General features: G+C 54.9%; 9 protein-coding genes and 1 pseudogene. 5 read left to right on the top strand and 5 right to left on the bottom strand.

Annotated elements, in window-relative coordinates; all coding sequences use genetic code 11:
• Positions 1-35 precede the first annotated feature (35 nt).
• From ACFIO0_RS02355 to ACFIO0_RS02345, 3 genes are read right to left on the bottom strand one after another with little or no spacing between them, the layout of a single operon-like run.
• Positions 36-1,508 carry a carnitine 3-dehydrogenase gene (locus tag ACFIO0_RS02355; protein ID WP_390913226.1) on the bottom strand — a complete coding sequence of 491 codons (1,473 nt, stop codon included), beginning with the start codon at positions 1,506-1,508 and terminating at the stop codon, positions 36-38.
• Positions 1,505-1,951, bottom strand: a complete 447-nt coding sequence (locus ACFIO0_RS02350; RefSeq protein WP_390913224.1) for a hypothetical protein — start codon at positions 1,949-1,951, stop codon at positions 1,505-1,507. The genes ACFIO0_RS02355 and ACFIO0_RS02350 overlap by 4 nt, the downstream gene beginning before the upstream one ends.
• A 50-nt stretch (positions 1,952-2,001) precedes the next feature.
• A complete protein-coding gene (locus ACFIO0_RS02345) occupies positions 2,002-2,913 on the bottom strand; it encodes a 3-keto-5-aminohexanoate cleavage protein (RefSeq protein ID WP_390913222.1) in 912 nt (303 codons plus the stop codon).
• Positions 2,914-2,979: 66 nt separating this feature from the next.
• Between ACFIO0_RS02345 and ACFIO0_RS02340 the strand changes: the two genes are divergently transcribed.
• The gene (locus ACFIO0_RS02340; RefSeq protein ID WP_390913220.1) at positions 2,980-3,945 is read left to right on the top strand and encodes a helix-turn-helix domain-containing protein; all 966 of its coding nucleotides are present in this window, start codon (positions 2,980-2,982) and stop codon (positions 3,943-3,945) included.
• A gap of 4 nt (positions 3,946-3,949) precedes the next feature.
• On the opposite strand, the gene ACFIO0_RS02335 is transcribed toward ACFIO0_RS02340, so the two are convergent.
• Positions 3,950-4,993, bottom strand: a complete 1,044-nt coding sequence (locus ACFIO0_RS02335; RefSeq protein ID WP_390913218.1) for an aldo/keto reductase — start codon at positions 4,991-4,993, stop codon at positions 3,950-3,952.
• A gap of 113 nt (positions 4,994-5,106) precedes the next feature.
• Between ACFIO0_RS02335 and ACFIO0_RS02330 the strand changes: the two genes are divergently transcribed.
• From ACFIO0_RS02330 to metG, 4 genes and pseudogenes are all read left to right on the top strand, one after another.
• Positions 5,107-5,736: an ImuA family protein gene (locus ACFIO0_RS02330; protein ID WP_390913216.1), complete on the top strand. Its 630-nt coding sequence runs from the start codon at positions 5,107-5,109 to the stop codon at positions 5,734-5,736.
• 57 nt (positions 5,737-5,793) lie between these two features.
• The gene (locus tag ACFIO0_RS02325; protein ID WP_390913214.1) at positions 5,794-6,381 is read left to right on the top strand and encodes a YceI family protein; all 588 of its coding nucleotides are present in this window, start codon (positions 5,794-5,796) and stop codon (positions 6,379-6,381) included.
• A gap of 70 nt (positions 6,382-6,451) precedes the next feature.
• Positions 6,452-7,675 carry an MFS transporter gene (locus ACFIO0_RS02320; protein ID WP_390913212.1) on the top strand — a complete coding sequence of 408 codons (1,224 nt, stop codon included), beginning with the start codon at positions 6,452-6,454 and terminating at the stop codon, positions 7,673-7,675.
• A 53-nt stretch (positions 7,676-7,728) separates the two neighbouring features.
• Positions 7,729-9,486 (top strand): annotated as a pseudogene (gene metG, locus ACFIO0_RS02315) (methionine--tRNA ligase); the annotation flags it as partial.
• A 39-nt stretch (positions 9,487-9,525) separates the two neighbouring features.
• Here the strand turns inward: metG and ACFIO0_RS02310 are convergent.
• Positions 9,526-12,117 (bottom strand): methyl-accepting chemotaxis protein, encoded by a 2,592-nt coding sequence (locus ACFIO0_RS02310; RefSeq protein WP_390913210.1) that lies wholly within the window; start codon positions 12,115-12,117, stop codon positions 9,526-9,528.
• Between the last annotated feature and the right edge of the window lie 157 nt (positions 12,118-12,274).

Below are 12,274 nucleotides of genomic sequence, written 5' to 3'. Positions count from 1 at the left end.
GATGCCGGACCCACCTGCCGTAATCAATACCCGTTTCACGGGCGCTGACCAACGGCGCGCCCGGCACCTTCAGGGGTAGACAATGCCGCATGTGCAGCTGCGATTGTTTCCAGATTTGAAACGATTGCTGGCGACGGATCCGTTGGGCGACGGGTTTCAAGACTGACGTGCAGCAAGAAATGCTCGCCGGTCGCAAGCAGGCGATCACCCTCGTACATTTCATGCCAAAGCTGCATCTTTTTGCCGGCACCCATCAGCACTTGGGTCCGCACTTCGATCAACGCGCCAGCCAGCGCCTCATCGACGTGGCGAATGTGCGTTTCTGCGGTAAAATAGCTCCCGCCGGTCGCGATATACGCCGCATCACAGCCAATCATTTCCATAAATCGGTCCGTCGCATCACCAAAGGCCTGTAGGTATTTTGCCTCGTTCATGTGGCCGTTGTAGTCCGTCCAATCGAGAGGAACAGCGCGACGCACTGTGACAATTGGCTGACTTGGGTCGGCCAAATCGGCGGCGCGCGCGCCCAGTACCGACCCTTGGCGCAACTGCGCATCATGACCGATCAACGTGGCCCCAGCCCCCCAGCCGTTGGCCTTTAGGCTGCGCAAGATACCGACCAAATTGCTATCGCGGATGTGTTCCAGATCGCGTGGTCCCAAATCGCCAGACTGTGTATCACATTGATCGCCAACCATTTCTACGAAGTCATCCGTTAGGTCCGGCACGTCCATCAGCTTGGTCCATGGCCATTTCAGGCAGGGTCCAAACATCGCGAGCATCGCGCGCATACCGCCTTCGCCGCCCGCCAAATGGAACGTCTGCATTGTTCCCATTTGCGCCCAACGCAGCCCCGGACCGTACGCAATTGCCGCGTCTAATTCCTCGGCTGTTGCAACGCCGTCTTTCAACAACCAGAGAGCTTCTCTCCACAGGGCTTCTTGCAAACGGTCCGATAGGAACCCTTCGATTTCGACCCGGCAATGCAGCGGGTGCATGCCAAGGGACGCATAAATTTCGCGGGCGGTTTCGATATGTGCGGGATCGGTCTGTTGCCCTGCGACGAGTTCGACCAAAGGCAGCAAATACACCGGATTAAACGGATGCCCGACGATCAGGCGTTCGGGGTGCGTCATCTTGGCCTGCAAATCCGTCGGCATGATACCCGAGGTCGAGGATGCAATCAGGCCATCGGTGTTGACCGCTTCGATTTCGGCATAAACGGCATGTTTGATTTCAACACGTTCAGGCACCGCCTCGACGATGAACGCAGCACCAGATGCGGCGTCTGCGATGGTTTTACAAAACTGCATCTGCCCCTCGTCAGGCATCACCACATCTGTGAGGCCAGGCAGCGCGCGGCGGGCGTTGTCCATCACAGCGCCGATTTTACGCTCGGATTCTGGGTCTGGATCGTAAATTCGCACGTCCCAGCCATTCATCAAGAACCGTGCAGCCCATCCGCCGCCAATCACGCCACCGCCAATAATCGCCGCTGTTTTTGTCATTTCTTCACTTTCTTAAGTTGGCTGACGTCCCAGCCATTGAATTTCAATATCTGTATGGCCGCGTTGAAACGGTCAGCTGAGCCACGTGGCTGGCGATCTAAAATCGCCCCGAACGTACCGTCGCGTGTTCCGATTGCCGCGGTGCGAAATCCTTCGTCCACCCACATGATGATCAAAGTTTGCGGCGTTCCGATTGCATCTAAAACGCCTGCGCTGCGCACCGTGTAGCGTTCGTTCGTTGGTGTACTTTGGGTCAGGATTTTGTCCGTTTTGTCATACGCAAACTGATAGGTGCCCTCGGGTTTGGTGCCCAAATGTGCCAGCACGTGCCACGTTCCTGCAAACGAGGTTGGATCGAAACGTGTGCTCGCACTTAGGCGTATCGTGTCGTCGCGAAACGAAGACATCGGCGGTGGCGGCGTGCAGGCGGCAAGAACCGCCATTGCACCAAGGATCCACCCTATTCGCACAGTCCGCGTAGCGGTCCACAAATTCACTTGGGGGCTCTTTTGACCAATCCCAGTTTTTCGCGCACTTCGGCAGGCCCGATCACCCGCGCACCCATATTTTCGATGATTGTGCCGGCGCGTTCCACGAGTTGATAATTCTCGGCCAACACGCCTTTGTCCAGCCACAGGTTGTCTTCTAGCCCAACCCGCACATTGCCACCTGCCAACACGGCGGCGGCCACATACGCCATCTGGTTGCGCCCCAATCCAAAGGCAGAAAACGTCCAATCATCCGGCACATTGTTGACCATCGCCATAAACGTATTCAGATCATCCGGCGCACCCCACGGCACCCCCATGCACAGCTGCACCAACGCAGGCGACTCCAGCACCCCATCCTTAACCAGTTGTTTTGCATACCAAAGGTGGCCCGTATCAAAGGCTTCGATTTCAGGTTTCACGCCCATTTCGGTCATCATCCGCCCCATCGCGACCAGCATACCGGGCGTGTTGGTCATGACATAATCGGCCTCGGCGAAATTCATAGTGCCACAGTCGAGCGTACAAATCTCGGGCAAGCATTCGGCGACATGCGCGACCCGCTCAGAGGCACCAGCCATGTCGGTGCCCTGCTGGCTTAGCGTCATCGGATTTTCCACATCGCCAAAAACGATGTCGCCGCCCATGCCTGCCGTCAGGTTTAAAACCACATCTGTATCGCTCTCGCGAATGCGATCCGTGACTTCACGAAACATCCGCAAATCACGGCTGGGCGCGCCGGTTTCAGGGTCACGTACGTGGCAATGGACAATCGCGGCACCCGCTTTTGCAGCAGCGATGGCGCTCTCGGCGATCTCTTTGGGTGAGCGCGGCACATGTTGGCTACGGTCCTGAGTGGCCCCTGACCCGGTGATGGCCGCCGTGATAAAAACCTCTTTGTTCATTTCCAGTGGCATGTGCACACTCCCTTTAGCGATATTACTTGATTTGCCTGCCATAATGCGGTGGCTTGTTCAAAACACTTGCCACAAAGCGAATCTTACTTGCCGCAATCCGATAAAATCACCAAAGCGACAATTCTGGTGCTGGATGCAACCAACACGCTCAGCTTTGCTGCGGCCGTCGATCCTTTGCGCGCTGCCAATCGACATGCCGGGCGCGAGGTTTTCCGGTGGCAATTCGCGACGCCGACCAGTCAGGATGTTCAGTTGACCTCGGGGTTGATTGTGCCTGCCGCCCCGATTGCGCGAGTCGACCGTTGCGATTTGTTCGTGATCGTTGCGGGGTTTCGACTAAAGGCACAAACCACACCTGCATTGCGCGCCAGCCTGCGCCGGCTGGCAAATGTTGCGCAGAACACGGCCGGCATTGACGGCGGTCCATGGGTGATGGCGCGCGCGGGGCTGCTGGACGGGCAAAGTGCCACGACCCACTGGGAAGACATCGACAGCCTGTCCAGTGATTTTCCGCAAGTGCACGTGGTGAATTCGCGTTATCAGATCAGCGGTAATCGGTTGACCAGTGCCGGTGCTACACCCGCGATTGACATGATGCTGGCGCTGATCCGGCGCGATCATGGCGCGCGGTTGGCCTCGCAAATTGCGGCCAGTTTCATTCTGGATCACAGCCCGTCGCCCGCAGCGCCGCAGTTGCGTAATCCAGATCCGCAGCGCCACACTCGGACAACTGCGCGGGCCCATGCCTTGATGGAGGATGCGCTGGATGAGCCGCTGCCTATTGCCCTGATTGCCAAGCAGTTAGGGATCGGTGCGCGCGCGCTGCAATTGCAATTTCGGGCCGCCCTGAACACAACCGCGCAGCAGCATTACCTGTCGTTGCGATTGCTAGAGGCCAGACGGCAGGTCACCACCACCACGCAACCGCTGCATGACATTGCGCTTGCGACGGGCTTCACCTCACAATCCAGCTTTGCTCGGGCTTATGTCAAAGCATTCGGGATAAACGCGCGTGCGCAGCGTTCACGTTAGCCGGTTAATACGGCATCGGATGCAAACGGTGGGCCGCGTCAATCTCTTTCAGCACCTCGTCGCTTAGGGTCACATCAACTGTTCCCAACGCCACATCCAACTGCGCCATCGTGGTCGCACCAAAAATAACCGAGCCCATGAACGGGCGTGTGCAGCACCACGCAAGCGCCATTTGTGTTGGGTCCAACCCGTGCTTTTTCGCGATTTTCAAATATGCATCCACAGCCTTGAATGCACGGTCAGTGCGACGCCCACCCATTTCAGGACTTAGGGTCATACGGGACTTTTTAGGGATCTTTTTACCCTGATATTTGCCCGTCAATAAGCCCGTCGCCAGCGGCGAAAATGCCAGTAGGCCGACGTCTTCGTTCATGCTCATCTCGGCCATGTCGGTGTCATACAACCGGCACAGCAGCGAATATTCGTTCTGAACCGAGGCCACACGCGGCCCGCCTTTGCGCTCGGCTGCGGCCAGCCACTGCGTCGTGCCCCATGCGCTTTCGTTGCTCAGGCCAAAGGCGCGAATTGTACCGCGTTTGACTTCTTTTTGCAGGGCCTCCAAACACTCTTCCATGTTGTCCAGCGTCTCGGCGCGGTTCTGACTGGATGGGTCATAGGTCCAATTCTGGCGAAACATATAGCTGCCGCGATTGGGCCAGTGGAATTGGTACAGATCAATGTAGTCCGTCTTGAGGCGGCGCAACGATCCCTCGATGGTTTCGGGGATTGACGTCGCCGAAATCGGGGCTCCCTCACGCACGTAGCCCATACCGGACCCTGAATGTTTGGTCGCCAAAACCACGTCAGAGCGCCGCGACGCGCGTTCGAACCACAAACCAATGATCCGTTCCGTGCGACCAACGGTTTCTTTGCTGATCGGGTTCACCGGGTACATTTCTGCGGTGTCGATAAAGTTAATACCTGCGTCCAAGGCGCGATCGATCTGGTCGTGCCCTTCCTCAGCCGTGTTCTGCGTGCCCCACGTCATCGAGCCTAAGCACAACTCCGATACTTCGATCTTGGTGCGGCCCAATGGCTTCATTCGCATGGCTATTCCTTCGACTGATTTCCGGCGATCCTACCGTGCGCCTGCGCCACTGCAAGTGAAATACGTTTAAAAATGCCTTGAGAACAAAAGGTGAATATGAACATAATCATTTCATGCCAGTCACCCATCCCCTGCTCAAGCGGCAGCCAAAACGGACCGCACCCAGCCTTGCCCTGCTGCCTCAAGCCCCTGATTTGCAACTGCCTTTGGGGCGTGTGCACGAGGCCTGTGGCAATGCACGTCATCGTTTTGCGCTGTGGGCGGGGGCACAAACCACCGGCCCGATTCTGTGGATCGCCCCCAGTTGGCACGCCACACAGCTGATGCCCTGTGCCATGCGCGAAATCCTTGATCCTGCGCGCCTGTTGTTCGTGCGCACCCGCAGTCCCGAGGACGTTTTGTGGTGCGTCGAGGAAACCTTGCGCTCGGGGACTGTCTCGCTTGTCATTGCAGACCTGCCCGGCCTTCCGGGTCTGACCGAAGTACGCCGCATGCATTTGGCCGCAGAACAAGGCGGGCAAATCAGTGGGCGCATGCCGCTGGGCCTGCTTTTGACCCCCGGCATGGGAGGCGCGCAAGGGGTCGAAACCCGTTGGCACCTTACGTCAGATCACGCCCCCAAACGCCAACAATGGCGGCTGGAACGCTTGCGCGCACGCATGGCCCCCCAACAGGTTTGGACGTTGCGCACCCCACGTGGGCAGAACCTGCCGCAGATCGCAACTCCGATCAAAGTCGCGTGATGCGCTACTAATCCGCTTAAAACGCGCTAATATCCCCGTGACCAGAGGAGGACTGCTATGCACCGCCGCACGTTCATGATTGCCGCCAGCGCTGCCTGTGTCGCCACCCCCAGCATCGCCGCCCAGCGCCCTTATGTTTTGGGCAAAAACGGGGCACGCATAACCTATACATTTTTACTAAATGGCGTCGCACAATCTGGCCGCATCCCCGTCAGCACCGCAGATATTCGCATTGATCCGAACGATCTTAGCAATTCTTTCGTGGATGTCAGCGCTGATGTCAGGCGCGCTCGCACAGGGTTGGTGTTCGCCACCCAAGCGCTAAAATCACCTGCAGTTCTGGATGCAAACGCCCACCCGCTTGCCCGTTTTCGATCCACCAAGATCACTCTTGGACCACAGGGGCGGATTTCGGACGGGGCCGTCATGAGCGGGCAACTGACCCTACGCGGCGTCACAAAACCTATCCGGTTTGACGCCAATATATTCCGCCCAACAGGCAGCGCCAAAGGCGACCTACGTCAGCTTAGCGTGCGTCTGCGCGGTCAGCTGGACCGCACCGCCTTTGGCGCAATCGGATACCCCGAATTGGTCGCCAATACGGTGCAAATGGATATCGACGCTGACATCAGCGCCGCAACCTAGGGACAAAAACGACGCAACTTTGTCGAAAAACCCTAACACCTAACCCCGCAACGCGCGCATACCTTGGCACATGCGTTTGCTCATCTCATTTGCCGCTTTGTTCTTGTCCGTCCTCTTGCTGCAACTCAGCTCGGGCGGGGTTGGTCCCTTGGACGCATTGTCCGGTTTGGCTCTGGGTTTCTCAAATCAGCAAATCGGGCTTTTGGGGTCGTCGCATTTCTTAGGATTTTTCATCGGCTGTTGGTGGGCACCACGATTGATGGGCAGCGTCGGTCATTCACGTGCCTTTGCCGCATTCACAGCCGCCGGAGCTATCGGATTGCTGGCGCATATGCTGATCGTTAACCCCTATGCGTGGGCCGGAATGCGCATCGCATCCGGCATCTGTGTGGCCGGCTGCTACACCGTGGTCGAGGCTTGGTTACAGGCCAAAGTCACAAACGAAACGCGCGGGAGGGCCATGGGCGTCTACCGGATCGTCGACATGAGCGGGTCTTTGATGGCACAAATGATGATCGGGGTGTTGGCACCCGCCAGTTATGTTTCGTACAACCTTTTGGCAATTCTGTGCTGTGCTGCCTTGTTGCCCTTGACCCTTACCAAAGTACCGCAACCTGCCACGCCGTCAGCCCCACGCCTACGTCCAAGATTGGCGTTTGAGCGGTCGCCACTGGCCGCAGCAGGGGTCGTCGTTGCCGCATTGTCCAGCGCATCCTTTCGTATGGTCGGACCACTTTACGGCCAAGAAGTTGGTCTGAGCGCCGGCCAAATCGCCTATTTTCTGTCCGCGTTCGTCCTTGGCGGGGCCATCGCCCAATATCCCGTTGGCTGGCTCGCCGACAAATTCGACCGTCGCTGGGTATTGATCTGGCTGTCGGTTGCCGCAATGCTCAGCTGCGCTGTTACTGTCCTTTCCACGGGGCTAGGTGTGAACGGGATCATGCTGGCCGCATTCCTGTTCGGGATGACATCGTTTCCGATTTATTCAGTCGCGGCCGCACATGCCCACGACTTTGCAGATGATTCAGAAAGGGTCGAATTGTCAGCCGCGTTGATGTTCTATTTTGCCCTTGGGGCCATCGCCGCACCCTATGGTGCATCGATTTTGATCGACGCATTCGGTCCCCGCGCGCTATTCATAATGATCGCAAGCGGGCATGTGTTGCTTATCATATTTGGGTTAACGCGCATGCGCGCACGCCCCACCCGCGAAGACAAAACACGCTACATTTACGCACCACGCACATCTTTTTTGATCGGGCGACTGACGGGCAAATCGCGCAAACGCGACTAGCGCGTCTTCCCCCGCCTGCGTCCCCCTGCTAAAGCTGCGACAAACGTGGGCTTTTTGCCCCGAACCGTTCCAAAGGCGAAACCATGACCCGTCACCTGATCACTTCAGCGATTCCCTACATCAACGGGATCAAACATCTCGGAAATCTGATCGGCAGCCAACTGCCCGCCGATCTGTACGCACGCTATCAACGCGCACGTGGAAACGAGGTTTTATTCCTGTGCGCAACGGATGAGCACGGAACGCCGGCTGAACTGGCGGCAGCCAAAGCGGGCAAACCGGTCGCAGAATACTGCGCAGAAATGCACGATGTTCAGGCGCAGATTGCGGACGGGTTTCGCATGTCGTTTGACCATTTCGGACGCTCATCGTCCGCAGAAAACCACAAGCTGACCCAGCATTTTGCCGGAAAACTGCAAGACGCAGGATTGATCCGGGAAGTCAGCGACAAGCAAATTTATTCTAACGCCGATGGGCGGTTTTTGCCGGATCGATATGTCGAAGGTACTTGCCCAAACTGCGATTATGACAAGGCGCGCGGCGATCAATGCGAAAACTGCACCAAGCAGCTTGATCCGACAGATTTGGTCAACCCGCGCTCAGCAATCTCGGGGTCCACAGATCTGGAAGTTCGCGAAACCAAACACCTTTTCCTGCGCCAATCCATGATGCGGGATCAACTAGACGCTTGGATCGAATCTAAAAAAGATTGGCCAATCCTGACAACTTCCATTGCGCGCAAATGGTTGCACGATGGCGACGGCCTACGAGACCGCGGAATCACGCGTGATCTGGATTGGGGTATTCCAGTCAAAAACGGTGATGCAGATTGGCCTGGAATGGAAGGCAAAGTATTCTATGTGTGGTTTGACGCGCCCATCGAGTACATCGCTTGCGCCGGTGAGTGGGCGAAAGCGAACGGCAAAGATGATGCAGCTTGGGAACGTTGGTGGCGTACCGACAAAGGCGCAGAAGATGTCACTTACACCCAATTCATGGGCAAAGATAACGTACCGTTTCATACTCTCAGCTTTCCCGCCACAATCTTAGGCTCGGGGGAACCTTGGAAAATGGTTGATCACCTAAAGTCTTTCAACTTCTTAAACTACGACGGTGGGCAATTTTCGACCAGCCAAGGTCGCGGAGTATTTATGGATCAAGCGCTCAATCTATTGCCGCCAGATTATTGGCGTTGGTGGTTGCTTAGCCATTGCCCTGAAAATTCGGACAGCGAATTCACTTGGGAAAACTTCCAACAATCGACGAACAAAGATCTCGCGGATGTCCTTGGGAATTTTGTGTCTCGTGTGACAAAATTTTGCCGGTCAAAATTTAGCGAAGCAGTTCCAGAGGGCGGTGAATACGGTGCTGAGGAACACAACTTGATCACTGACTTACAGGTGCGATTGGAGCGTTATCAAGATCACATGGACGCAATCGAAGTACGCAAAGCGGCAGCAGAGCTTCGCGGAATTTGGGTTGCTGGTAATGAGTATCTACAAACAACAGCACCTTGGACCACGTTCAAGACGGACCCAGATCAGGCCGCAGCACAAATCCGGCTGGCCTTAAATTTGATCGGTTTTTACGCAAATCTGTCGGCACCCTTCATTCCGGACGCCGCAAAAAGCTTGCTGGAAACTATGCACATTGATGCATTCGAATGGCCTAAAGATGTTGCAGCAGCTCTTTCAATTTTGGAAGTTGGTCACGCTTTTGACGTTCCTGAAGTATTGTTTGCAAAGATCAGCGATGAGGACACCGCCGCATGGCAAGAGCGCTTTTCTGGGACCCGCGAACCGGCAAATTAACAATTTTTTGCGATCCAGAATGAACAGCTATTTCATGGGTTAAAACTCTTCCCAACCGGAAGTCCCGTTCGCGACTTTCGCAATTGCCAAGTTTTCGCGATGCTCAAACTTGTCGACGGCTTTCGGTTGGTCATCATCTACCGTGGGGGAAAAGTGACTAACCTTTTCAAATTGCATTCCCAATGGCGGATCTTCGGCCAATTCGAATTTTGCAACAGCCAAGGCTAAAGCATCAGCTTCTTGCGTCATAGCAAGGCTCGCTGCTGTGGTTTTATCAAACATTACGGTGTTTTGCTGTGTCACATGATCCAGTTCGATAACTGCTTCATTGATTTCGTTCAAACCAGCGGATTGTTCGCGGGCCGAACACGCTATTTGGGCAACGCGCTCAGAAATATCAGCGACCGAAACAACAATCTCGTCAAGGGCCGTACCAGTACGTCCAACTAGATCTACACCTTGGTCCACGTGATCCTCACTCGCAGCGATAAGTGCATTTATCTCACTCGCGGCCTCTGAAGAGCGTTGCGCTAAAGCACGAACTTCAGTTGCAACAACCGCAAACCCGCGCCCTGCTTCACCGGCACGTGCAGCCTCCACGCCAGCGTTTAAAGCCAGCAGGTTAGTCTGAAATGCAATGTCATCAATGACACATGTAATTTTAGAAATCTCTTGAGACGACGCTTTTATTTCGCCCATCGCAATTACAGCTTTGCGGGCGACGCCACCACCTTCTTCCGCGTTTCGTTTGGCAGCGTCGGAAATTTTGCTCGCTTGATCAGCCCCTTGTGCGGCCCCGCTGACTGACTTGGTCAACTGATCCATCGCCGCTGCTGTTTCCTCTAGCGTTGTGGCTTGGCGTTCAGTGCGAGCAGCTAAATCTTCGGCCGCTTCTGAAATATTGGTCGTTTCAGATCTAATCGACGTGACATTTTTTGTGACGACGCCCACCGCTTGACTAAGAGCAATCGTAGCAGCATTAAAATCGGCACGAAGCTTTTCATATTCCACTGGAAATGTTGTTTCGATCTGGGCCGTCAAAGCGCCATCTGCCAGCTTTTGTAATGCCTTACCCAACTCAGAAACAACGCTTTCTTGTTCTTTGGAAATACGCTCTCTTTGTGCATCCGCTGCCCGAAGTTCTCTGTTTGCTTCGGTTACGTCAGTACCCAAAAACAATGCCCTCTCCAAACTTCCGTCGGGGGCAAAAATTGACCCAAAACTACCATCAAATGTCCGGACTTCATCCGAACCGAGGACATTAATATTGAAGCTTCCATAGACTTCTTTACCGGACAAAACCGCCGCCTTTAGATCACCAGATACCCCTGCTTGAGGTTGCGCAGAAGGGAAAAGCTCCGCAAAGGTTAGTGTATCCCCTGTCTGCAACATTACGTTCAAGGAGTTGACCGCGTTGTCATTTGCCAATTCACAACGCCCGTCTGCGCAAAACTCTAGCCGCACTTGTTTCTTTTCGATTGTTTGTAACACGGCCGCATCACGTTGAGCACTTGTTTCATCGCTCCACTCAATGACTGCGCCAATGACTGCGCCTTGATCGTCCTGTGCTGCATTGATGCTGACACTTAGATAGGTTTCTGCAATTCGTAAATTCACGGTTGTTGGAAGCCCATTTTCTGGGTTGTCCTTTGCCCGGGTAATCACCTCGGACAAGCCTGCCATTTCGGATAAATCATGGCCTTCGTAACCGTGTTCATTCAAATTTGGCCATTCGCTCCGCAGCTCGCTGCCGATATGGTCCAACAGATTGATACATGCGGGGTTAACAAACGTTACTTTGAATGCTTCATCCACCATCATCATCGCAGCTGTTGAGCCCTCAAATGCAGATCCGCGAAATGCGTTTTCTCGTTGTGCATCCCGCGCAATGGAAAGGGCGGCGCGAAAGTGATCCAATCGTTGGGCGATTCCACCAATTTCATCGCCTCGTTTCGTCGCGGGGATCTGGATCTTGTAATTGCCAGCCTCCACTTCGGCGACGGCCGCCTCGATACGTACAAGCGGTCGGGACAGAGTTTGCCACAGGAACGACACCAACCCGGAAAGCGCGATAAGAAATACCAGCCCGCTCCATTTGATCATGGATTTATGACCCTCGTCCACCAGCGCCATACTATGTTGCGCCGTCCATTGGCTGACAACCACACCTGCGATTGCATTCCCTTCGCCAAACAAAGAGGGCGTCGCCACAATAAGCCCATCAGCAGTCGTCGCAGCGACCCCGGTTTCCAGGACCTGTCCGATCAGAGCGTTCATCACATCGGTGTCAAATTCCGCACCCTCAGACTGGTACAATACGATGTTGTTACCGTTTACGACCAAACCACCAATTGCATCGGGTCGCGCAGTTTCAACAACGCTGTCCAAAATTTCTTGAACGGCAACGGAATTTCCAAATTTGATTGACCCGCCAAGTTGAATGGCAAGCAGGCCATTTACATCTTTCGCACGTTGGCTCAGCCCGGCTGCGGTCAAATCAATCGCGTTGTGGCGCACCATGTAATCCATAAAACCAACCACCAGCAGAATGGCAATTGCTGCGACACCTGCACATTTCACAAAGATGCTGTTTATGCGAAACATGCTGCGCTGCTTGATGGATTTTTTCATATCGAAAGCCCTATTCCATGCCGCACGACCCGGGCTGCGAATTGCGGCTCAAGAGTGCGTCTTGGTTCGGTGGTAGCGCCAAGGCGTTACAGTTGGCTTAATCCGTCCCGAACCTTGGGGATTTGAACAAATACCATTTGATGAAAATCTTTCAGAT

It is taken from the genome of Pseudosulfitobacter sp. SM2401 (assembly GCF_042932805.1).
GTDB lineage: Bacteria > Pseudomonadota > Alphaproteobacteria > Rhodobacterales > Rhodobacteraceae > Ascidiaceihabitans.
This window is presented reverse-complemented; position numbering and strand designations above follow the sequence as displayed.

Excerpts from the sequence above, each read along its gene's own strand:
- ACFIO0_RS02355 (WP_390913226.1), bottom strand. The coding sequence starts at position 1,508 with ATGACAAAAACAGCGGCGATTATTGGCGGTGGCGTGATTGGCGGCGGA.
- ACFIO0_RS02350 (WP_390913224.1), bottom strand. The coding sequence starts at position 1,951 with ATGGCGGTTCTTGCCGCCTGCACGCCGCCACCGCCGATGTCTTCGTTT.
- ACFIO0_RS02345 (WP_390913222.1), bottom strand. The coding sequence starts at position 2,913 with ATGCCACTGGAAATGAACAAAGAGGTTTTTATCACGGCGGCCATCACC.
- ACFIO0_RS02335 (WP_390913218.1), bottom strand. The coding sequence starts at position 4,993 with ATGCGAATGAAGCCATTGGGCCGCACCAAGATCGAAGTATCGGAGTTG.
- ACFIO0_RS02330 (WP_390913216.1), top strand. The coding sequence starts at position 5,107 with ATGCCAGTCACCCATCCCCTGCTCAAGCGGCAGCCAAAACGGACCGCA.
- ACFIO0_RS02325 (WP_390913214.1), top strand. The coding sequence starts at position 5,794 with ATGCACCGCCGCACGTTCATGATTGCCGCCAGCGCTGCCTGTGTCGCC.
- ACFIO0_RS02320 (WP_390913212.1), top strand. The coding sequence starts at position 6,452 with ATGCGTTTGCTCATCTCATTTGCCGCTTTGTTCTTGTCCGTCCTCTTG.
- ACFIO0_RS02310 (WP_390913210.1), bottom strand. The coding sequence starts at position 12,117 with ATGAAAAAATCCATCAAGCAGCGCAGCATGTTTCGCATAAACAGCATC.